At 71.7% G+C, this 21,215-nt stretch carries 24 protein-coding genes; 18 read left to right on the forward strand and 6 right to left on the reverse strand.

Going from position 1 to position 21,215, the window contains the following annotated elements; translation table 11 throughout:
- Nucleotides 1–79: 79 nt before the first annotated feature.
- The 5 genes from AC2D80_RS14855 to AC2D80_RS14875 all read left to right on the forward strand — a co-directional run bounded on the left by AC2D80_RS14855 (nt 80) and on the right by AC2D80_RS14875 (nt 5,537).
- Nucleotides 80–1,444 (forward strand): AAA family ATPase, encoded by a 1,365-nt coding sequence (locus AC2D80_RS14855; protein WP_484633815.1) that lies wholly within the window; start codon nt 80–82, stop codon nt 1,442–1,444.
- Nucleotides 1,441–2,886, forward strand: a complete 1,446-nt coding sequence (locus AC2D80_RS14860) for a VWA domain-containing protein (RefSeq protein WP_484633816.1) — start codon at nt 1,441–1,443, stop codon at nt 2,884–2,886. The genes AC2D80_RS14855 and AC2D80_RS14860 overlap by 4 nt, the downstream gene beginning before the upstream one ends.
- Nucleotides 2,887–2,973: 87 nt before the next feature.
- Nucleotides 2,974–4,002 carry a methionine synthase gene (locus AC2D80_RS14865; RefSeq protein ID WP_484633911.1) on the forward strand — a complete coding sequence of 343 codons (1,029 nt, stop codon included), beginning with the start codon at nt 2,974–2,976 and terminating at the stop codon, nt 4,000–4,002.
- Entirely contained in the window at nt 3,999–5,144 is a 1,146-nt protein-coding gene (locus AC2D80_RS14870) for a serine hydrolase domain-containing protein (RefSeq protein ID WP_484633817.1), read from the forward strand. Before AC2D80_RS14865 ends, AC2D80_RS14870 begins: the two co-directional genes overlap by 4 nt.
- Before the next feature lie 3 nt (nt 5,145–5,147).
- Nucleotides 5,148–5,537, forward strand: coding sequence for a dihydroneopterin aldolase (locus AC2D80_RS14875; protein WP_484633818.1), 390 nt, complete (start codon nt 5,148–5,150; stop codon nt 5,535–5,537).
- 12 nt (nt 5,538–5,549) lie between these two features.
- Here AC2D80_RS14875 and AC2D80_RS14880 read toward each other — a convergent pair whose 3' ends face one another.
- A complete protein-coding gene (locus tag AC2D80_RS14880) occupies nt 5,550–6,077 on the reverse strand; it encodes a DUF2889 domain-containing protein (RefSeq protein ID WP_484633819.1) in 528 nt (175 codons plus the stop codon).
- 136 nt (nt 6,078–6,213) lie between these two features.
- Here AC2D80_RS14880 and AC2D80_RS14885 point away from each other — a divergent pair, with 136 nt between their 5' ends.
- On the forward strand, nt 6,214–6,789 hold the full coding sequence (locus AC2D80_RS14885) for a cupin domain-containing protein (RefSeq protein WP_484633820.1): 576 nt from the start codon (nt 6,214–6,216) through the stop codon (nt 6,787–6,789).
- A 30-nt stretch (nt 6,790–6,819) separates the two neighbouring features.
- Here the strand turns inward: AC2D80_RS14885 and AC2D80_RS14890 are convergent, their stop codons facing one another.
- Complete coding sequence (locus AC2D80_RS14890; protein WP_484633821.1) at nt 6,820–7,560, reverse strand: 2OG-Fe dioxygenase family protein; 741 nt, start codon at nt 7,558–7,560, stop codon at nt 6,820–6,822.
- 86 nt (nt 7,561–7,646) lie between these two features.
- Between AC2D80_RS14890 and AC2D80_RS14895 the strand changes: the two genes are divergently transcribed.
- A complete protein-coding gene (locus AC2D80_RS14895; RefSeq protein WP_484633822.1) occupies nt 7,647–8,447 on the forward strand; it encodes a DUF2189 domain-containing protein in 801 nt (266 codons plus the stop codon).
- Nucleotides 8,448–8,488: 41 nt separating this feature from the next.
- Here the strand turns inward: AC2D80_RS14895 and AC2D80_RS14900 are convergent, their stop codons facing one another.
- Nucleotides 8,489–8,851: a hypothetical protein gene (locus AC2D80_RS14900; RefSeq protein WP_484633823.1), complete on the reverse strand. Its 363-nt coding sequence runs from the start codon at nt 8,849–8,851 to the stop codon at nt 8,489–8,491.
- Nucleotides 8,852–8,964: 113 nt separating this feature from the next.
- Between AC2D80_RS14900 and AC2D80_RS14905 the strand changes: the two genes are divergently transcribed.
- Complete coding sequence (locus AC2D80_RS14905) at nt 8,965–9,294, forward strand: YnfA family protein (RefSeq protein ID WP_484633824.1); 330 nt, start codon at nt 8,965–8,967, stop codon at nt 9,292–9,294.
- A complete protein-coding gene (locus tag AC2D80_RS14910; protein ID WP_484633825.1) occupies nt 9,291–9,797 on the forward strand; it encodes a RidA family protein in 507 nt (168 codons plus the stop codon). Before AC2D80_RS14905 ends, AC2D80_RS14910 begins: the two co-directional genes overlap by 4 nt.
- A 29-nt stretch (nt 9,798–9,826) precedes the next feature.
- Here AC2D80_RS14910 and acuI read toward each other — a convergent pair whose 3' ends face one another.
- From acuI to AC2D80_RS14925, 3 genes are read right to left on the reverse strand one after another with little or no spacing between them, the layout of a single operon-like run.
- A complete protein-coding gene (gene acuI, locus AC2D80_RS14915) occupies nt 9,827–10,828 on the reverse strand; it encodes an acrylyl-CoA reductase (NADPH) (protein ID WP_484633826.1) in 1,002 nt (333 codons plus the stop codon).
- The gene (locus AC2D80_RS14920; RefSeq protein ID WP_484633827.1) at nt 10,825–11,076 is read right to left on the reverse strand and encodes a hypothetical protein; all 252 of its coding nucleotides are present in this window, start codon (nt 11,074–11,076) and stop codon (nt 10,825–10,827) included. The genes acuI and AC2D80_RS14920 overlap by 4 nt, the downstream gene beginning before the upstream one ends.
- Nucleotides 11,077–11,104: 28 nt before the next feature.
- Nucleotides 11,105–12,817 (reverse strand): long-chain fatty acid--CoA ligase, encoded by a 1,713-nt coding sequence (locus AC2D80_RS14925; RefSeq protein WP_484633828.1) that lies wholly within the window; start codon nt 12,815–12,817, stop codon nt 11,105–11,107.
- 354 nt (nt 12,818–13,171) lie between these two features.
- On the opposite strand from AC2D80_RS14925, the gene AC2D80_RS14930 reads away from it, so the two are divergent.
- From AC2D80_RS14930 to AC2D80_RS14970, 9 genes are all read left to right on the forward strand, one after another.
- A complete protein-coding gene (locus tag AC2D80_RS14930) occupies nt 13,172–14,071 on the forward strand; it encodes an amino acid ABC transporter substrate-binding protein (RefSeq protein ID WP_484633829.1) in 900 nt (299 codons plus the stop codon).
- 129 nt (nt 14,072–14,200) lie between these two features.
- The gene (locus AC2D80_RS14935) at nt 14,201–14,920 is read left to right on the forward strand and encodes an amino acid ABC transporter permease (protein ID WP_484633830.1); all 720 of its coding nucleotides are present in this window, start codon (nt 14,201–14,203) and stop codon (nt 14,918–14,920) included.
- A gap of 1 nt (nt 14,921) precedes the next feature.
- Complete coding sequence (locus tag AC2D80_RS14940) at nt 14,922–15,590, forward strand: amino acid ABC transporter permease (protein ID WP_484633831.1); 669 nt, start codon at nt 14,922–14,924, stop codon at nt 15,588–15,590.
- A gap of 20 nt (nt 15,591–15,610) precedes the next feature.
- Nucleotides 15,611–16,348, forward strand: coding sequence for an amino acid ABC transporter ATP-binding protein (locus AC2D80_RS14945; protein ID WP_484633832.1), 738 nt, complete (start codon nt 15,611–15,613; stop codon nt 16,346–16,348).
- Nucleotides 16,349–16,410: 62 nt separating this feature from the next.
- Nucleotides 16,411–17,508, forward strand: coding sequence for a glycerophosphodiester phosphodiesterase (locus AC2D80_RS14950; protein ID WP_484633833.1), 1,098 nt, complete (start codon nt 16,411–16,413; stop codon nt 17,506–17,508).
- Between the two features lie 10 nt (nt 17,509–17,518).
- Entirely contained in the window at nt 17,519–17,788 is a 270-nt protein-coding gene (locus tag AC2D80_RS14955) for a hypothetical protein (protein WP_484633834.1), read from the forward strand.
- A 55-nt stretch (nt 17,789–17,843) separates the two neighbouring features.
- Nucleotides 17,844–18,203 carry a hypothetical protein gene (locus AC2D80_RS14960; RefSeq protein WP_484633835.1) on the forward strand — a complete coding sequence of 120 codons (360 nt, stop codon included), beginning with the start codon at nt 17,844–17,846 and terminating at the stop codon, nt 18,201–18,203.
- 80 nt (nt 18,204–18,283) lie between these two features.
- Nucleotides 18,284–19,780 carry a hypothetical protein gene (locus tag AC2D80_RS14965; RefSeq protein WP_484633836.1) on the forward strand — a complete coding sequence of 499 codons (1,497 nt, stop codon included), beginning with the start codon at nt 18,284–18,286 and terminating at the stop codon, nt 19,778–19,780.
- A gap of 1 nt (nt 19,781) precedes the next feature.
- Nucleotides 19,782–21,209, forward strand: a complete 1,428-nt coding sequence (locus AC2D80_RS14970) for a multicopper oxidase family protein (RefSeq protein ID WP_484633837.1) — start codon at nt 19,782–19,784, stop codon at nt 21,207–21,209.
- Nucleotides 21,210–21,215 lie beyond the last annotated feature (6 nt).

The following is a 21,215-nucleotide window of genomic DNA, read 5'->3' on the forward strand; positions in this document are numbered from 1 at the left end:
TGGGGACGGCCCGGCGGCCGGACGGGATGCCCCCACGCTCCGCCGCTGCGTCGCTGGCGCTTGCGGGATGGGACGCCTGATGTCCCGCTGGGCTGCCCCGATCGCCGCGCTGGAGCAAGGCCTGCTGCAGCGGGATGTGGCCGCGCGCTGCCTGCTGCTGGCGGCGCTGGCGGGCGAGCACGTGCTGCTGCTGGGCCCGCCGGGCACGGCCAAGAGCGAACTGGCGCGGCGCCTGCGCTCGCTGTTGCCGGGCGCGCGCTATTTCGAGCGACTGCTGACCCGCTTCACGGTGCCGGAGGAGTTGTTCGGGCCGCTGTCGCTGCAGGCACTGGAAGAGGACCGCTACGAGCGGCTGACGGAGGGCTACCTGCCGCGCGCCGAGGTGGCTTTCCTGGACGAGGTGTTCAAGGCCAACTCGGCCATCCTCAACACGCTGCTGGGCCTGCTGCACGAACGCCTGTTTGACAACGGTCGCCAGCGCGAGCCGGTGCCGCTGGTCACGCTGGTCGGCGCCAGCAACGAGCCGCCGCAGGACGACAGCCTGCTCGCCTTCCACGACCGCTTCCTGCTGCGGGTGCCGGTGGCGCCGGTGGACGATGACCACTTCGCCGCGCTCCTGGCTCCCGCCGACCCACCGCGGGCCGACAGCGCCGCGGCGCTGGACGCCACCGCGCTGGCCGCCCTGCGCGCCGAAGCGCCGGCGGTGACGCTCGGCGATGACGTGCTTGCGCTGCTGGCCGACGCCCGGGCGCACGCGCGGCGCACCGAGCAACCGGTGTCGGACCGCCGCTGGCGCCAGCTGGGCGCGCTGCTGCGGCTGCAGGCCGCCAGCCGGGGGGCGGCGGCGGTGAGTCCGTGGGACCTGTGGCTGCTGCCTTTCGTGCTGGCCAGCGCCGCCGAGCCCGTGCCCGCGTGGGTGACCTGGTTCGACCACCGGGTGGGCCAGACGGCGCCGCTGGACCTGGACGGCGTGGACCGCGCGGTGGCCGCCTTTGAGCAACAGCTGGACATCGAGCGCCGTGCCCCGGCCGAGCAGCAGGACGAAAGCGCCGGCAAACTGGCCCTGGCCCGCGCGATCGCCGCACCCGACCACCGCGACAGCGAACTGGTGCGCCTCACCAGCGAGCGGGCCGGGCGGCGCTGGAGCCCGGTGCACATCGCCGCGCGCACCGCGCAGTGCGACGCGCTGCTCGCGCAGCTGATCTCGCTGCGCGATGAACTGGAGCGGGTCGCGGGGGGTGTGAGCGCCGCGATGGCGGCCCACGACTGGCTGCCGCCGTCGTGGCGCGCGCGGATCGGCGCGGTGCACGACACCCGGGTGGGGCAGGCCAGCGCGTGGTGCGCGCGCCTGGCCGCAGCGCGGGCGGGCTTTGCCGCCCTCCCGGTCGATGAGGCGCTCGCGGGCGAATCGCCCGCGCCCGTGGCCTGGGACGCCGTCCCGTGAGCCCCCCGGCCGCGCCCTGGCACGGCCTGGACGCGTTGCCGCGCGAGTTGTGGCGCTGGGCGGTGGTGTGCAGCGCCGGCGATCCGGCGGCCCGGCTGCCCCACCTGGCCCGCTGGCAGTCGGCCCTGGCCGACGGCGCCCTGCCCGACGCGGCGGACGACTGGGGCGACCCGCAAGCCCTGCCGCGACTGCGCGCGCTGGTGCAATCGCTCGAACTCACCGCGCTCACCCGCGGCAGCCCGGCGCTGGCGCGGCAGGTGTTGCAAAGCGTCTTGTGGCACGCCGACCGGCTGATCGACCGCCCGGCCAGCGAGACGCGCGATGCGGCCCTCGCGCGGGTCTGTGAGGAATTCGAAGCGAGCTGGGACCTGCAGCGACAGGGCTGGGACGAGGTGATGGCGCTGCTGCAGTCGCTGGGCGATCTGGCGCACCTGCGCTGGGACGAGCTGCAGGGCCAGCTCAGCCGGCGCGAGTGGCAGGACGCGCGGCGCATCGGCGAACGGCTGCAGCGCCTGCCGCGGCTGGCGGCCTTCATCGACGGCGTTGGCCGGCGCGCGCCGGTGCCCAAGGCGGCGCCGGCGGCGCAGCCCGTCGCGCAGCCCACGGGCCGGGCGCGCGCCGCGCGGCACCCGGCCGACGAAGCGCAGCGCCGCCCCGAACCCCACGCCGTGGACGGCGTGCACCGCTCGCGCGCGCTGGCCCGCATGACCGGCGCCGACAGCGCGCTGCTGCGCCACCCGGTGGGCCGGCGCCTGTGGCGCGCGCGCTTCGCCGAGGCGCAGCTGCTGACCTACGACGACCGCGCGCCCCACCACAGCCAGCGGCCCGACCCGGTGCCGGCACCCGCTGCCTCCCGCGAGACGCCGCTGGGCCGCGGGCCCCTGATCGTGTGCCTCGACACCTCGGGCTCCATGCGGGGCGCGCCGGAAAACGTGGCGAAGGCCTGCGTGCTGCAGGCGCTGCGCAGCGCCCACGCCGGGCGGCGACCGTGTGCGCTGCTGGCCTTTGGCGGGTCGGGCGAGGTCCTGGAGCGCGAACTGGCGATGGACGCCGACGGGCTGTCGCACCTGCTGGACTGCATGGGCCAGTCGTTCGACGGCGGCACCGACGTGCAGACGCCGCTGGAACGGGCGATCGAGCGCGTGGGCCGCGCGGGCTGGCACGACGCGGATGTGCTGATCGTCAGCGACGGCGAGTTTGGCGTCACCCACGAGACACTCGCGGCGCTGCGTGACGCCAAGGCCCGGCTGGGCTTGCGGGTGCACGGCATCCTGATCGGCGACCGCGAAACCGTCGGTCTGGTCGAGGTGTGCGACGCCCTCCACTGGGTGCGCGACTGGCGCCGCCACGGCGACGAAGCCAGCGCGCGGCACGACGATTTCTCGCCGGTGCACAGCCACAGCCTGACCGCGCTGTATTTCCCCAACGCCATCCGGCGCTGATTTTTCGGCGATGCTCGGGGGGTATCTGCCCTGCCGCGGCCAAGACCGCCGGCAGCCCCCTCGCCCCCTCCCGGAGACAAGCCCATGCTGTTCACCACCGCCATCGCCGGCAGCCTGCCCAAGCCGTCGTGGCTCGCCGAAACCGAAAAACTCTGGCCGCAATGGAAGGCCCAGGGCCCCGAGCTCGCCCAGGCCAAGGCCGACGCCACCCTGTTGTGGATCAAGGCCCAGGAAGACGCCGGCCTCGACGTGATCGGCGACGGCGAGCAGGCGCGGCAGCACTTCGTGCACGGCTTCGTGGAGCAGGTGGAGGGCATCGACTTTGTGAACAAGGTCAAGATGGGCATCCGCAACAACCGCTACGACGCGATGGTCCCGCAGGTGGTGGCGCCACTGAAACTCAAAGGCCGGGTTCACGCCTTTGAAGCGCAGCTCGCCCGCCGGCACACGAAGAAGCGGCTCAAGTTCACCCTGCCCGGCCCCATGACCATCGTGGACACGGTGGCCGACCGCTTCTACGGCGACAAGGTCAAGATGGCGATGGCCTTTGCCGAGCTGCTCAACCAGGAAGCGCTGGCCCTGCAGGCCGACGGCGTGGACATCATCCAGTTCGACGAACCGGCGTTCAACGTGTACATGGCCGAGGCCGCAGACTGGGGCGTGAAAGCGCTCGAACGCGCGGCGCAGGGGCTGACTTGCAAGACCGCGGTGCACATCTGCTACGGCTATGGCATTGAGGCCAACGTGAAGTGGAAGGAAACCCTGGGCGAGGAGTGGCGCCAGTACGAACAGGTGTTCCCTGCGCTGGCCAAGAGCCGCATCGACCAGGTCAGCCTGGAGTGCTTCCACTCGCACGTGCCGCCCGAGCTGATGGCACTGCTCCAGGGCAAGGAGGTCATGGTCGGCGTGATCGATGTGGCCAGCAACGAGATCGAGACGCCCGAGCAGGTGGCGCAGACCATCGGCACGGCGCTGAAGTACGTGCCCGCGGACAAGCTGATCGCCTGCACCAACTGCGGCCTGGCGCCGATGAGCCGCGAGGTGGCGATGGCCAAGCTGGAGGCACTGGCCCAGGGCGCGGCGCTGGCGCGGCAGCGTTTCGGCGGCGCGGCATGACGCTGCACGGCCTGCCCCGCGCGCAGCCCGCGGACCTGGGCCTGTGCCCGACCCGGCTGGCCCGCCTGATGGACACCCTGCGCGAGGACGTGGCGCGCGGGCGCCTGCCGGGCGCGGCGGTGCTGCTGGCGCGCCGCGGCCACGTGGCGCTGCTCGACACCGTGGGCCGGCTCGACCCGGCGCGCGAGGCGCCGATGCGACCCGACGCGATCTTTCGCATCTACTCCATGACCAAGCCGGTGGTGTCCGTGGCGGCGATGATGCTGGCCGAGGACGGACGGCTGGCGCTCGCCCAGCCGATATCGGCATGGCTCCCGGGATTCGCCGCGCTGCCGCCGATCACGGTGCACGACCTGCTGCGCCACACCGCCGGCATGACCTACGAATTCCTGGGTGACCACCCGGTGCAGCAGGCCTACCGCGCCGCGCGCATCGGCTCGCGCGAGCGGCGCAACGCGGCCTTCGCCGAAGCGATGGCGGGGCTGCCGCTGCTGGTGCCGCCCGGCACGCAATGGACCTACAGCCGGGCCACCGACGTGCTCGGTGCGCTGCTTGAAGCGGTGAGCGGGCAGACCCTGGGTGCGTTGCTGCGCGAGCGGGTGTTCGAGCCGCTGGGCATGCACGACACCGCCTTCAGCGTGCCGGCAGACCAGGCGACGCGCCTGGCCCAGCCCTTTGATCACGATCCCGACGGTGGCGTGGTGATGCGCCTCTTCGACCCGCTGGAAGCCCCGGCCATGGAGGCCGGTGGGGGCGGTCTGATGTCCACGCTGGCCGACTACGCCCGCTTCCTGCAATGCCTGCGGCAGGGTGGCACGCTCGACGGCGTGCGGCTGCTCGGGCCGCGCACCGTGCGCTTCATGATGAGCGACCACCTCGGCGACATCCGGCCCGCGCCGGGCGATCCGCTGCTGCCGCCCGGGCACGGTTTCGGTCTGGGCTTTGCGGTGCGCACCGCCCCGGGTCTGGCCGCGGTGCCGGGCAGCGTGGGCACCTGCCACTGGAGCGGCATCGGCGGCACGAGTTTCTTCATCGATCCCACCGTGGATTTTTACGGAATCTTCCTCGCCCAAGCCCCGAACCAGCGCGAGCACTACCGCGCGCTGTTCCGCACCATGGCCTACGCGGCCCTGCGGGACTGAACCGTGGGAGCGACCGCCACCGTCGAGCTGCGCGATCTCGCGCTGGACATCCGCATCGGCACCGGGCCGGACGGTGCGCCCGCGCCAGAGACGCACGTGCTCGACATCACGCTGACGATCGACGCCGCGCAGGTGTTGATCGCTGAAGACCGCATGGCGCTGGTGTTCGACTACGACCCCTGGCGGGCCGCGGTGGAGCGTGTGGTCGGCGAGCGGCGGTACGAGACGCAGGAGTTCCTGATGTCACGGCTGGCCGCGGTCTGCGCGGCAGAACCGGCGGTGCGCGCGGCCGAGATCGCCCTGCACAAAGGGCCGGTGGCGCGGGGCAGCGGCTCGCTGGGACTGCGTCTGTCGCTCGACGCCGACGCACTGACCGCGCTGCGCCGCGCCTGAGCGCCGCGCGGCTCAGTCCTGCGCCGGGCGCGCCGGCTCGCGCCAGCGGAAGAACATCGGGTAGACCTTCTCCACCACCGAGCCATCGAAGTCCCAGGCCTTGCACTGGCCCAGATGCATCGGCGGGCGGCCGTCCGGCGGCGGCGCGAACGAGGCCGAGCGGGTCTGGAACGCCGCGGTGGCGAGGTTGAACAGCAGCTCGCGCAGGTGGGTGCAGCCCTGCACGCCCCCGAGGTGGCGCTGGATGGTGTGGCGCCAGCCCTTGCCGAGGGTTTCACCCAGGAAACGCTGCATCGGCGGCAGGGCCTGCGGACACGGGTCGTGCGGGTGGGCGTCCATCACCGCATCGATGCCGCGGATCACCATGCGCTCATCCACCGTCACGCGCAGGTGCATGTGGTGGACCGGCTCGCCCGGCTCCCAGCGGCCCTCGCCGGTGATCTCGAACGCGTGGGGTTTGCTGTCGTGCAGCGTGGCCTCGATGTCCCACAGGCCGTCGTCGCGGCGGTAGCCGCGGTATTCAACGCGGCGGGTGTGCATGGGGGTGCGGGGCGCGGGCGGTGGCAGGGGCAAGGCGGGACTCCGGGGGACAAACCCCGATTTTCCGCCAGCCGGTGCGGGCGCACACTGGCCGAATAGCCCGCCACCGCTGCCGGGTGTCACGACCGCGTCTGCCATGAACCACCCCGACCACTCTCAGGACCACTCCCAGGACCACTCTCACGATCATCCGCACGATCACGATCCCAACCACGACCACGACCACGACCATGGGCACCCGGATCACGCCGCGCCGGCCTGGAAACACGACGGCGTGCGCGTGATCCCGGGCCACCAGCTCGATCCGAACGTGCCGTCCACGCCGGGCATGGACCGCAAAGCGGCCATCACGTTCGCGCGCGTGGGCGCGCAGAAGCTCTGGGCCGGCACGGTGACCATCCACCCCGACGCCAAGACCGGCGCCCACCACCACGGGCCGCTGGAAAGCGTGATCTACGTGGTGCGCGGGCGCGCGCGCATGCGCTGGGGCGAACGGCTGGAATTCACCGCCGAGGCCGGGCCGGGGGACTTCATCTATGTGCCGCCGTATGTGCCGCACCAGGAAATCAACGCCAGCGCCACCGAGGTGCTCGAATGCGTGTTGTGCCGCAGCGATGGGCAGGCCGTGGCCGTGAACCTGGACATCGAGCCGGTGGAGAAGCCGCAGACGGTGTTGTGGGTGGACCCGACGCACCCCACCGGCGGGGTGTGAGCGCCGCGCGGCAGCGCGACCGCGTGGATTTCAGTCGCCCTGGAAGCCGCCCCCGCGCAGGGTGACCACGAGCGTGTCGCGCCAGCCGAGGGCGTCGGCGCTGGCCGGCTGGATCGGCGTGGTCTCGTGGATGACGCGGGCGTCGTCGAGCAGCAGCAGCGACCAGGGCTGGTCGAGCGTGAAGCGCTGGCCGCCGGGGCCGTCGGCGTCGAACACGCGGCTCTCGCCGCCCTTGATGCCGTGGCGCGCCACCAGGAACACGGCCACCAGGTCCACGCCGTCGCGGTGCGCGCCCTCGGGCGTGGGCCGGCCGATGCCGTCGGTGGTGTCGATGCGGAAGGGGTGGGCCTCGACGAACCACGGGCGTTCGCCGCGCAGCGCGCTGGCGGCGCGGCCGAGCGCGACCAGCAGGCGCGTCCACACGGGCAGCGCCACCTGCGCCGCGGCCATGGGTTCAAACCAGCGCTGCATGCCGCCGTGCAGGGCGTTGTATTCCACCGGCTGCCAGTGGGCGCGGTGCGGCACCGGGCGGACCGCGGTGCCGTCGACCACGAAGCAGCTGTGGCGGCGGCGGCGGTAGCGGCCACCGTCCTTGAGATAGGCGTCGGGGGCGAGGTCGTCCCAGCCGGCCTGCAGCGCGGCGAGTTCGGCCGCGTTGGCGGGCAGCCACTGCGCGACCCCGGCGGCGTCGAGCAGGGCAAAGCCACGATCGGCCAGGTGGCCTTCCAGGGCCGAAGGGGCGGTGTACGGGGGCTGGAACGGGCGCGTCATGGCCGGCCAGTGTAGTGGGGGAACACCCGGTGCCCGGGGCAGCGCGCGCATGGCCCAATGCCACGCAGGAGAACCGAGGAGCCCCCATGAACGACAGCACCAGCCTGCCGCCGGCCCCGCCCGAGCGGGGGCCGTCCGTTTTCGACCTGCCGCTGGCCACGCTGCGCGCCGGCGACCCGCTGCGCTGGCTCGCGGCGGGCTGGCGCGATTTCCGCGCCGCGCCGCGCATCGGACTGTTTTACGGCTTGTGCTTTGCGCTCATGGGCCACGCCCTGCTGGCCGTGTTCCGCGCCGCGCCGGCGTATGTGATGGCGCTGTCCGCCGGCTTCCTGCTGCTCGGGCCGTTTCTGTGTCTGGGGCTCTACCACGCCAGCCGGGCGCTCGGCCGCGGCGAGCGCCCCAGCCTGCGCGACTCGCTCGTGGCCTGGCGACCCACGAAGGGCTCCATGGCGCTGTTCGCGGGCGTGCTGCTGATCCTGGAGCTGCTCTGGGGCCGGGCCTCGCTGGTCGTGTTCGCGGTGACCTTCAACACCATGCCCAGCACCGAGAACCTGCTTGCCCGCCTGGTGAGCCTGGAGAACCTGGAGTTCCTCATCACCTACACCGCGGTCGGCGGCGTGTTCGCCGGGCTGATCTTCGTCACCAGCGCCATCAGCATCCCCATGATCCTGGACCGCCAGACCGACGCGATTTCCGCCGGCCTGACGAGCATCCGCGCCTGCCTGAACAACCCTGGCGTGATGCTGCTGTGGGGCGCGCTCATCACCGGGCTGATCGCGCTGGCCATGCTGCCGGCGTTCGTGGGGCTTCTGGTCGCCGGCCCGGTGATCGGCCACGCCACCTGGCATGCCTACCGGCAGATCGTGCCGCCGCCGGCAGCGGCCTGAGGCCTGAGGCCTGGTCCGGCGCTTGGGTCAGGCGCCGTGATTCATGCCCCGTGAAACGGCCCGTGGCGGCGCCGGCGACCGGGCGAGGCGCCGAGCAGCGCCGGTTCGATCAGGCCTTCAAAGAGCGGCTGCAGGGCGAGCACGCGCACCATGGCATCGCGCTCGTCCTGCGTACGGCACAGCCACTGCAACACCTCCGGGCGCATGAACCACAGCGCGCGGGCCGACTCGGCCACCAGCAGGCGGTGGCGCAGCTGCTCGGCCTCCCACGACTCGTCGTCGCCCACCAGATCCACCATCGCGCGGCGCACCTGCCGCAACCGGACCGGATCGTCCACCGGGACCGTGTCCTGGTGCAGGCGCTGGGTGACGGTGTCAAAAAGGGAGGTGATGAATTGCTTCACTGGGTTCCGCTAACAAAAGCAATACCGCGATTGCATCACATCGCGGCCATTTTGTAACCCATCGTAAACACCGGAGCGGCCACGGTCGGCTCCAGCCACCTACCATCGGCGCCATGGAACTGCTGCGCACCACTGCCTTGTTCGCCGCGACGGCGCTCGCCGAGATCGTGGGCTGCTACCTGCCCTGGCTGTGGCTGCGGCAGGGCGGCAGCGCGTGGCTGTTGCTGCCCGCTGCGGCGAGTCTGGCCCTGTTTGTGTGGCTGCTGAGCCTGCACCCGGCGGCCAGCGGCCGGGTCTACGCGGCCTATGGCGGGGTGTACGTGGTGATGGCCTTGCTGTGGCTGCGCGCGGTCGACGGTGTGCGGCTCGCACCCACCGACTGGCTGGGCGCGGCCGTGGCGCTGCTGGGCATGGGCATCATCGTCGTGGGGTGGCGCTCATGACGCACACGCACACGCACGCCTCCCACGACCCCGACACCGCCCTGGCCCAGGCGGCCGACGCGCTGGACTTCCCGCTGGGTGAGCCGATCCAGATCGGCGGGCGCTACACGGCGGTGCGGCGCGACGGCCGCGACTGCTGGGTGAGCGGCCAGGTGCCGCGGGTGCGGGACACGGTGGTCGTGACCGGCGCGGTGGGCGACACCGTCGATCGGGAGCGCGCCCGACACGCGGCCCGGGTGTGTGCGCTGCGCGCGCTGTGCCTGCTGCAGGCCGAGTTGGGCAGCTTGCGGGCGGTGGCCAGCGTGCTGCGGGTGACGGTCTACGTGCGCAGCGCGCCAGACTTCACCGGCCAGAGCGAGGTCGCCGACGCGGCGTCGGATCTGCTGGTGGCGGTGCTGGGTGACGCGGGCCGCCACAGCCGCACCTCGGTGGGCGTGGCGCAACTGCCCAAGGGGGCGGCGGTGGAACTGGATCTCGTGGCCCGGGTGGCGGACGGCGCCTGAGCGCCGTCGCGCGGGCCACCCGGCGGGCATCAGGCGTTCACGTTGACCACGAGCCGCCCGCGGACCTGGCCGGCCAGGATGTCGCGGCCGGCCTGCAACGCGTCGGCGAGCGGAATCTCGCGGGTGATGGCGGCCAGCCGGGCGGGGTCGAGGTGTTCGGCGAGCGCGGCCCAGGCGGCCTCCCGGCGCTCGCGCGGCGCCATCACGCTGTCGATGCCCAGCAGGCTCACGCCGCGCAGGATGAACGGCGCCACGCTGGCCGGCAGGTCCATGCCCTGCGCCAGGCCACAGGCCGCCACCGCGCCGCCGTAGCGCGTGCTGGCGCAGGCGTTGGCCAGCGTGTGACTGCCCACCGAATCGACCACGCCGATCCAGCGCTCCTTCTGCAGCGGTTTGCCCGGCGCCGACAGGCTGGCCCGGTCGATCACCTCGGCCGCGCCGAGCTGGGCGAGGTAGGCGGCCTCCTGCGGACGCCCGGTGGACGCCACCACGCGGTGGCCCAGCGCCGCCAGCAGCGCAATCGCCACGCTGCCCACCCCCCCGCCCGCGCCGGTGACCAGCACCTCGCCGCTGCCGGGCGCCACCCCCTGCGCCGCCCAGTGGCGCTGCAGCGCCTGCACGCACAGCATCGCGGTGTAGCCGGCCGTGCCGATGGCCATGGCATCGCGCTCGCTGAAGGCGCCGGGCAAGGCCACCAGCCAGTCGCCCTTGACGCGCGCCTTCTGCGCAAGGCCGCCCCAGTGCGTTTCGCCCACGCCCCAGCCGTTGAGCACGACCCGGTCGCCCACGCGCCAGCGCGGGTGTTCGCTGTGGGTCACGGTGCCGGCGAAATCGATGCCCGGCACCAGGGGGAAGCTGCGCACCACCGGCGACTGCCCGGTGATGGCCAGGCCGTCCTTGTAGTTGATGGTCGACCAGGCCACGTCGACGCTGACGTCGCCGGCGGGCAGCGCCGAGGCATCGACGTCGGTCAGGTCGCAGCGGTAGCCGGTCTCGGGCTTGGTGACCAGCAGGGCGCGGAAGGTGCTCATGGGGAATCGGAGGATGACGGGTTGACGGAGGCCGGTGGGTCGTTCCACAGGCGCCAGGTGAGCCAGGCGCCGATCAGGCTGTTGGTCAGCGCCAGCAGCGCCACCATCAGCGCCAGCGAGGTCGGCGGTTCGCGGGTCTGCAGGTAGAAGCTCATGAACGAGGCCAGGGCGTTGAAGCCGAGCGCGAGCCAGAACAGGCCCTTGCGCGGCTGCCACAAGCGGCGGAAAGCGTTGGCAACGGTGGACATGGCGCGGATTGTGCGGCGCCGGCCGCGCTCACGCCGGCGTGCGGGCTTCCTGCTCCTGCAAGAGACGCCACATCACCTTGCCGCTGCCGCTTTTGGGCAGCGCGTCGACGAACTGCACCGCGCGCGGCGCCTTGTAGACCGCCATGTGTTCGCGGCACCAGTCGAGGATGTCCTGCTCGGTGGTGCGTCCGCGCGCGTCGGCCCGCAGCACGACCACCGCCTTCACGCTCTCGCCGCGATAGGCGTCGCGCGTGGCGATCACGCAGGCCTCGGCGATGGCCGGGTGCTTGAACATCAGCGCCTCCACCTCGGCAGGCCACACCTTGAAGCCGCTGGCGTTGATCATGCGCTTGAGCCGGTCGGTGATGAAGAAGTAGCCCTCCTCGTCCACGCGCCCGAGATCGCCCGAGCGGAAAAATCGCTTGCCGTCGATCTCCAGGAAGGCCGCGGCGGTGGCCTCCGGCCGCTTCCAGTAGCCATCGAACACCTCGGGGCCGTGGATCACGATCTCGCCGGCCTCCCCCACCGGCAGCTCCTGCAGCGTCTCCGGGTCGATGACGCGCGCGTCGGTGCTCATGAACGGCACCCCCAGGCACTGCTGCTTGGGCGCGTCGGGTGGGTTGCTGTGGGAGGGCGCGGCGGTTTCGGTCAGGCCATAGCCCTCGGAATAGCGCAGGCCGAACTGCTCAAACAGGCGCTGCGCCACGGCCGCGGGCATGGCCGCGCCGCCGCCACCGATGTAGACCAGACTCGACAGGTCGTACTGGTCGAAGCTGGGACTGGCCAGCAGGTCGATCACCATGGTGGGGATGTTGGTCCAGCTGGTGACGCGCCAGCGCGAGATCAGCCGGCCGGCGAGTTCGCGATCCCAGCGCGGCATGAGCACGATGGTGCCGCCGGCGTACAGGCCGGCGTGCATGCCGGTGACGTGGCCGGTGATGTGGAACAGCGGCACCACCACCAGCGACACGGTCTCCGGCGTGGCATTGCCCCACAGCGTGCTGGCGACGGCGTTGTGCATCAGGCTGCGGTGCGGATGCATGCAGCCCTTGGGCAGACCGGTGGTGCCGCTGGTGTAGGGCAGCACGGCGAGGTCGGCCGGGCCGCGGCGGTGTTCGGGCAGCGGGCCGTTGCAGGCCAGCGCGGTGGTCCAGTCGGCCACCGTGGCCCCATCGGGCAGCGCGGGCGCGGCGTGGCGGGCGCCAAGCCAGTCGGCCCAGGCGGGCGGCACCTCGGCGGCCGGGCCCATGGCGTCGGCGTAGTGGGTGACCACGAGGTGGCGCAGGCGCTGGTCGGCCGGGACCTGCTCGTTGGCCCGCGCCAGCTCGCCCGCGAGATCGGCCGCGCAGATGGCCACGCGCGCGTCGGCGTCGGTGATGTAGTGGGTGAGCTCGTCGGCCTTGTTCATCGGGTTGACCGGCACGACCACCGCGTTGGCGCGAAAGATCGCGTAGCAGGCCACCACCCACTGCGGGCAGTTCTGCATGAACACGATCACGCGGTCCCCGTCTTGGACGCCCTGGGCGCGCAGGTGCGCCGCCAGGCGTTCGGCCTGCGCCAGCAGGTCGCGGTAGGTTGTCGTCCGGTCAAAAAACACCAGCGCCGGCTTGTCGGGGTAGCGCATGGCGCTGACCACGAGGTTGGGCCACAGCGAGGTGGCCGGCGGCGTGAGCCGGTGGGGCAGGCGCTTGGGCCAGACGCGGTGGTGCGCGCGGGTCGCGCTGGGCGTGGCGGTGCTCATGGGGTCTTGTCTCCGTCTTGTCGCGGTCGGGTGGCGCGCCGCCGCCGCGGCGCGTGGGTGTGCGGGCCATCCTACGGATCGGCGGGCGAAACGCCAGCATCACCTTGTCGCCGCCGGGACCGTGGCACAAAAACTGCGTGCCTCCGGCGCACCCCGGGAACCTCGGCCCACGCCATCACTCCATGTTCTTTTTGCATGAAATGGCAAGGAAAACCCCGATCCCGCCGGTTGGTGTACCCCCTACAGTCTGCGCTGACTTCAGGGCCCACCCCGGCGAACCGGGCGGAGGCGCTGGCCGGGGCCTCTACACTCCCGGCTTTTCGTTTTGTCACCCTCGTTCTACGGAGCATCACAATGAAAAAATCCGCACTGGCGCTGGCCCTGGCCGTCGTCGCCACCGGCGCCTTCGCGCAAGCCAATGACACCCTGGCCAAGATCAAGGCCTCCGGTGCCGTGACCATGGGCGTGCGCGACTCCTCCGGCGCCCTGTCGTACACGCTGGGCGACGGCAAGTACGCCGGCTACCACGTGGAAATCTGCCAGCGCGTGCTGGCCGACGTGCAGAAAAGCCTGGCCCTGCCCAAGCTCGACATCAAGTACGTGTCGGTGACCTCGCAGAACCGCATCCCGCTGGTGCAGAACGGCACCGTGGACATCGAGTGCGGCTCCACCACCAACAACACCGCCCGCCAGCGCGACGTGGCGTTTGCCGTGACCACCTACGTGGAAGAGGTGCGCATCGCGGTGAAGGCCAACTCGGGCATCACCTCCATCGCCCAGCTCAACGGCAAGAAAGTGGCCACCACCACCGGCACCACCTCGGTGCAGCTGCTGCGCCGCCACGAGCGCGCCGGTGGCGTGAACTTCGAAGAGGTGTTTGGCAAGGACCACGCCGAGAGCTTCCTGCTGCTGGAGTCGGGCCGCGCGGACGCCTTCGTCATGGACGGCCAGATCCTGGCGGGCAACATCGCCAAGTCCAAGGCCCCGGCGGACTTCAAGATCGTGGGTGAGGTGCTGTCGGTCGAGCCGATCGCGATCATGTTCCGCAAGGACGATCCGGCCTTCAAGAAGGCCGTGGACGACAGCATCAAGGCGATGATGAAGTCCGGCGAGATCGCCAAGCTCTACGACAAGTGGTTCGTGCAGCCGATCCCGCCGTCCAACACCCGCGTCGGCCTGCCGGCCACCGAGGCGACCAAGGCCGCCTGGGCGACCCCGAACGACAAGCCGGTTGAGGAATACGCCAAGAAGTGACCCGGGTCTGACCCGTGTCGGAAACCCCGCAGCGCACCCCCGCCGGCGGGGTTTCTCCTTTGAGGGCGGCCCGGCCCACCCGGCCGGGCGTCCGCCCGCTTTTGCATCACGCACTCAAGAGGTGATCCCATGAACTGGGACTGGCAGGTTTTTCTCAACGACGACGGCAGCGGCCGCACGTATCTCGAATGGATGTTTGAAGCCTGGGGCTGGACGCTGTCGGTGGCGGCCGGGGCCTGGGTGGTGGCGATGGTGATGGGCGCCCTGATCGGCACCCTGCGCACCCTGCCCAACAGCCCCTGGCTGGTGCGCCTGGGCAACGCCTGGGTCGAACTGTTCCGCAACATCCCCCTGCTGGTGCAGATTTTCCTGTGGTACTTCGTGCTGCCGAAGATTTTCCCGGTGATGCAGCAGCTCTCGGGCTTCATGCTGGTGGTGCTGGCGCTGGGCTTCTTCACGTCGGCGCGCATCGCCGAGCAGGTGCGCGCGGGCATCCAGTCGCTGCCGCGCGGTCAGCGTTATGCCGCGATGGCCATGGGCTTCACCACGCCGCAGACCTACCGCTACGTGATCCTGCCGATGGCGCTGCGCATCGTGCTGCCGCCCCTGACCAGCGAGTCGATGAACCTGCTGAAGAACTCGTCGGTGGCCTTCGCGGTCTCGATCGCCGAGCTCACCATGTTCGCCATGCAGGCGCAGGAGGAGACGTCCCGCGGCGTCGAGATCTACCTGGCCGTGACCGCCCTGTATGCCGCGTCGGCCTTCGCCATCAACCGCGTGTTCGCCTTCATCGAACGGCGCGCGCGCATCCCCGGCCTGATCGCGGCCGGTGCCACGGGAGGCCACTGACATGGGCGGCCTCGACCTTTCCTTCTTCAATTGGGACGTCATCAGCAAATTCGTCCTCAGCGGGCTGTGGTTCAGCATCCAGCTGACCATCGTCGCCACCATCGGCGGCATCCTGCTCGGCACGGTGCTGGCGCTGATGCGGCTCTCGGGCAACCCGCTGCTCGCCGTGCCGGCCACGATCTATGTCAACGGCATGCGCAGCATCCCGCTGGTGATGGTGATTCTGTGGTTCTACCTGCTGGTGCCCACCCTCATCGGCCGGCCGATCGGCGCCGAGATGTCGGCCGCCATCACCTTCATCGCGTTCGAGGCGGCCTACTTCGCCGAGATCATGCGTGCGGGCATCCAGTCGATTCCGCGCGGCCAGGTGTTTGCCGGCCAGGCGCTGGGCATGAGCTACGGCCAGAACATGCGTCTGGTGGTGCTGCCGCAGGCCTTCCGCAACATGCTGCCCGTGTTGCTCACGCAGGTGATCATCCTCTTCCAGGACACCTCGCTCGTGTACGCGATCGGCGCCTACGACATGCTCAAGGGCTTCGTGACGGCCGGCAAGATTTACGGCCGCCCCGAGGAGGTGTACCTGCTCGCGGCCGTCGTGTACTTCGTCATCTGCTTCTCGCTGTCCTGGGTGGTCAAACGCCTGCAGGCCCGCATCGCCATCATTCGCTGAACGTCTTCCCGGTGAACAACATGATTGAAATCAAGAACGTCTCCAAGTGGTACGGGCCGGTGCAGGTGCTCAACGACTGCTCGGTGTCCATCAACAAGGGCGATGTGGTCGTGGTGTGCGGCCCGTCGGGGTCCGGCAAGTCCACGCTGATCAAGACCGTCAACGGCCTGGAGCCGATCCAGAAGGGCGAGATCTTCGTCAACGGCACGGCGGTGAACGATCCCAAGACCAACCTGCCGCAGCTGCGCAGCCGCGTGGGCATGGTGTTCCAGCACTTCGAGCTGTTCCCGCACCTCAGCGTGACCGAGAACCTCACCATCGCCCAGATCAAGGTGCTGGGCCGCCAGCCCGACGAGGCCAAGGCACGTGGACTCAAGATGCTCGACCGCGTGGGCCTGATGGCCCACAAGGACAAGTTCCCCGGTCAGCTATCCGGCGGCCAGCAGCAGCGCGTGGCGATCGCGCGCGCGCTGTCGATGGACCCGGTGGTGATGCTGTTCGACGAACCCACTTCCGCGCTCGACCCGGAAATGGTCGGCGAGGTGCTGGACGTGATGGTCACGCTGGCCAAGGAAGGCATGACGATGATGGTCGTCACCCACGAGATGGGCTTCGCCCGCAAGGTGGCCAACCGGGTGATCTTCATCGACGTCGGCGGACGCATCCTGGAGGATTGCTCCAAGGAAGAGTTCTTCGCCCACCCGGAGAACCGCCAGCCCCGCACGCGGGAATTCCTCTCGAAGATCCTGGCTCACTGAGCACGGCGCGCCGGCACGGGGTGGCCGGCGTCAGGCGGCGCTGTCAGAATGCGCCGCTGCCCATGACCCCGCCCTCCATCCTTCACGCCGCCGTCCGGACGGCCCACCGCTCCGATAGCCGCCTGCCGTCGCCGACCATCGCCGCCGGGTGGGCGGCGTTGCGTGCGCTGGCGGTAGGCTGGCTGGCCGGGGGAGCGGCCGTGACCGCGCTGGCGTTTGACCTGCAAGGCCACCGCGGTGCGCGCGGACTCGCGCCGGAAAACACGCTGGCCGGCATCCGCCAGGCCCTGGCCATCGGCGTGACCACGCTGGAACTCGATGTGGTGCTCAGTGCCGACGGCGTGCCGGTGCTGTCCCACGACACCACCCCCAACCCCGACATCACCCGCGACGCGCGCGGGCGCTGGCTGCAGGCGCGCGGGCGTCCGTTTGCCCAACTGACCGCGCGGGACATCCGCGCCTTCGACGTGGGCCGCATTCACCCCGGCAGCCGCTACGCCCGCGAGTTTCCCGACCAGGTACCGGTCGACGGCGAGCGGATTCCCACGCTGGCGGCCGTGTTCCGCGAAGTGCGGGCGCTGGGGGCGCATCATGTGCGCTTCAACCTGGAGACCAAGATCAACCCGACGCGGCCCGATGAATCGCCGAGCCCGGAGGCGCTCGCCCGCGCGGTGCTGCGCGTGGCCCGCCAACACCAATCGCTCGACCGCATCAGCCTGCAGAGCTTCGACTGGCGCACGCTGCAGGCCGCCCGCCGACTGGCCCCCGATGTGCCGCGCGTGCACCTCACCGTGCAGCGCCCGAACGCCGACAACCTCAGCAGCGGCGCGTGGACCGGTCAGCACCGGCTCGGCGACCACGACGACGCGCCGTCGCTCGTCGCTGCCGCCGGCGGGCAGGTCTGGTCACCGCACCACGCCAACCTCAGCCCGGCGCTGGTCGCCCGCGCGCACGCGCTGGGTCTGCGCGTCATCCCGTGGACCGTCAACGACACCGCCGACATGGAGCGCCTGATCGACTGGGGCGTGGACGGCCTGATCACCGACCGCCCCGACAGACTGCGTGCCGTGATGGACCAGCGCAGCATGCCGCTGCCGCCCGCCGTGCCCCTGCCGCGCCGACCGGCCTCACCCGGCCCGGACACCGCCCCACCCCGCTGACGCCACCGCCATGAGCCTCACCCTCGACGACATGGAATCCGCCCTGCAAGCGCTGCGCCGCGGCGAAACCGGCGCCTACGCCGTCGCCACCCGCCTGCGCGACAGCGCCGACCTCACCGCGCGGCTGCCGCCCCGGTTCGGCGAGGTGCTCCACCCCCTGCTCGACCGACTCGAGTCCAGCGCGCTGTTCGACGCGGAGAGCTGCTCGTTCAGCCAGCGCGACCTGCTCGACAGCCTGCAACTGTGGATCGACAAGGCCCGCGCGCGGCTGGCGGCCTGAGCCCCGTTCGGCGCCCCGCGGGAACACCGTACCCCGGTTTCGTATCATTGGAACTATGCGTTTCTGGTTGATCGTCCTGATGATGGCCCTGCTGCCCTTGCGCGGCTGGGTGGGCGACGCCATGGCGCTGGGCGCTTTCACCGCGCCCCAGACCGCGGCCGCGTCCTGCCATGAGACGGCGGTGACGGCGGCGGCGGACGAGGCATTGCACGCTGATCACGGTTCCTCGACCGACGTCAGCACGCCCAGCGACCACCACAGCCACCTGGCCTGCGACCTGTGCAACGGCCCGGCCCTCGCCAGCGCCGTGACCGGCAGCGCCGATCCGCAGGCCGCGCCATCGGCCCGCGCCGCGGGCGCCGAGCGTTTCGCCAGCCTCGACCCGCGCCCTGGCCACAAGCCGCCCATCGCCTGACTTCCGCACCCGTGGTGCGTCCGCCGCCGGCCCGATCCGGCGGCAGGGCGCCTTCCCCGACCGGTTTTCAGGAGTTTTTCATGCCATTCATCTCTGGGGCCCGTGCGCTTCGGGCCACGGCCTGGGCCGCCGGCCTGCTGTGCGCCACCGCCTGGGCCACACCCGGCGACCCGCCGCGCCCAGCCCAACACCATCACCACCACCATCACCCCCACGGCGCCAAGCCGTCCACGGGCCCCGCCGCGGCGGCCCCGACCGCCAGCCCCGGCACGCTGCCACGGCCCGGGGACGCGCTGCTGGCCGCCGACCCGGCGACGCCCGATGCCTGGCAGCCCAGTGCCCTGCCCGCCGCCGTGCGGGCCGAGGCCCCGGCGGTGCCGGCCGACCTCGCCGAGGCCCGCGCCATCTGGCGCGCCGCCAACGAGCGGGTCGCCCGCTTCCCGCGCGGCCACATCGACCTGCTCAAGGCCGAGCCGCCCGAGCCCGCGGCCAGCGCCGACCGCACTGCGCCGCGCGGCACCCTGAGCGCGGCCGACGCCCTGCGTGCCTCGCTGCGCACCCGCCCCGACCTCCTGCTGCGCCCCGGCCTGGGTGCCGCCGACCGGGCCGCGGTGCAGGCCGCGTGGGCCGCCCACCGGCGTGCCGTGGCCAGCGCCTGGGTGGAGGCCGTGAGCGCGCAAGCCCGCGCGCGGCTGGCCGACGCCTCGCTGGATGCGCAGCGGACCGGCGCCGAGCTGGGCCGTCGCATGGTGCTGGCGGGCAACTGGAGCGAGGCCCAGCACCAGCGCGAGCAGCTCGCCGAGGCCAGCGCGTGGACCGCCGCCGCCGCGGCGCGCCGCGCCGCCGATCTGGCCGTGGCCGACCTGGGCGCGCGGCTGGGCCTGTGGGAACCGGCGGACCTGCAAGCCCTGGCCGCACAACTCCCGACGGAGCTGCCCGCACTGCCCCCGCGGGCCACCGCCGCAGACGACAGCGCGCGGGCCCTCGCCGACGCGGTCGCCGCCGATCCGCACCTGGCGCTCAAGCGGCAGGCGCTCGCCCAAGAGCGGCGCGGCCTGCCACCGGCGCGTCTGGCGGCGTGGCGCACCGCCCACGACGCCGCCATCGACGCGTCCATCGATGCCGCCCGTGACCCGGCCCAGGCGACCCCACGGCCGCCCGCGATCGACGACACCACGCTGCTCAACGACCGCGCCCTGCAGCACACGCTGGCGGCCGAGGTCGAGCTGCGCGACGAGGCGCTGAACCGCCGCCGCGTGGCGCGCGAAGCCTGGGCCGAACTGCACGATGCCCATGCCACCGCGCGCCTGCACGACGAGGTCATCACCCGACTGCAAACGCGGCTGGAGCAGGAAACGCTGCTGCGCTACAACGGCATGCTGCAGAGCACCTGGGACCTGTTGGCCAGCGCGCGCGAGCGGCTGGCGGCGCTGGACGCGGCGGTGGCCGCCCGCTCCCGCTACTGGCGCGCCGAAGCCCGCTGGCAGGCGCTGCTGGCCGGCGCCAGCGACGCCCCCTCTGTGTCCTCCACCCCTTCCCTGGGCAGCCCGGCCGCGGCCGGCGGCGCCCCGCACTGACATGAAATCCAACGCTCCCTCCACCCCCAGCCGGCGCCGCTGGCTCGCGGGCGCCGCCACGGCCGTGGCTGCCGCCGGCGTGAGCCGCGTGGCGCTGGCCGCGCTGCCCGAAGCGCCCCAACAGACCAGCGCCGACACCGCGGCTCCCTGGACGCCACCCGGCGTCACGGGCGCCGGCCGGCCCTACCAGCCCGTCGTCACGCTCAACGGCTGGACCCTGCCCTGGCGCCTGAACAACGGCGTCAAGGAGTTCCACCTGGTGGCCGAGCCGGTGGTGCGCGAAATGGCGCCCGGCTTCTTCGTGAACATGTGGGGCTACAACGGCCAGAGCCCGGGGCCCACCATCGAGGTGGTCGAAGGCGACCGGGTGCGGATCTTCGTCACCAACCGCCTGCCCGAACACACCACGATCCACTGGCACGGCCAGCGGCTGCCCAATGGCATGGATGGCGTGGGCGGTCTCAACCAGCCGCAGATCCCGGCCGGCAAGACCTTTGTCTACGAGTTCACTGCCAAGCGCCCGGGCACCTTCATGTACCACCCGCACGCCGACGAGATGGTGCAGATGGCGATGGGCATGATGGGCCTGTGGATCACCCACCCGCGCGCCCGCCACCCCCACATCGCCAACGTGCAGCGCGACTACGCCTTCCTGCTCAACGCGTTCGACATCAAGCCCGGCGCCATGACGCCGCAGGTCAACACGATGCTGGACTTCAACATCTGGGCGTGGAACAGCCGCGTCTTCCCTGGCATCAGCCCGCTGGTGGCCCGGCTGGGCGACCGCGTGCGGGTGCGCGTGGGCAACCTCACCATGACCAACCACCCGATCCACATCCACGGCATCGAATTCGAGGTCACCGGCACCGACGGTGGCCCGGTACCGGCCACCGCGCGCTGGCCGGAAGTGACGACCGACATCGCCGTGGGGCAGATGCGCCAGCTCGAATTCATCGCCGATGAACCCGGCGACTGGGCCATGCATTGCCACAAGAGCCACCACACCATGGGCGCGATGGGCCACGGCGTGCCCACCATGATCGGGGTGGACCACAGCGGGCTGGTGCGGCCCCTGATGCGCGCCAACCCGGACTACATGGTCATGGGTGAGCGCGGCATGGCCGACATGGGCGAGATGCAGATGGAGCTGCCCCGCAACACCTTCCCGATGATGACCGGCACCGGCCCCTACGGCCCGATCGAGATGGGCGGCATGTTCACCACGCTCAAGGTGCGGGCCGGCCTGGGCGCCAACGACTACCGCGACCCCGGCGACTACGCCATGCCACCCGGTACACAGGCCCGCCCGGTGGAGGTGGGCAACGCCCCGCCCACGACCCGGGCGCCCGCGCCCGCCACCCCATCCGGATCACCGCCCACGCCGGCCGGCAGCGCCACCAAGCCGGCAGCCGGCGGACACCAGCACTGACCCGAG

The sequence above is a fragment of the Hydrogenophaga sp. T66 genome (genome assembly GCF_057219855.1).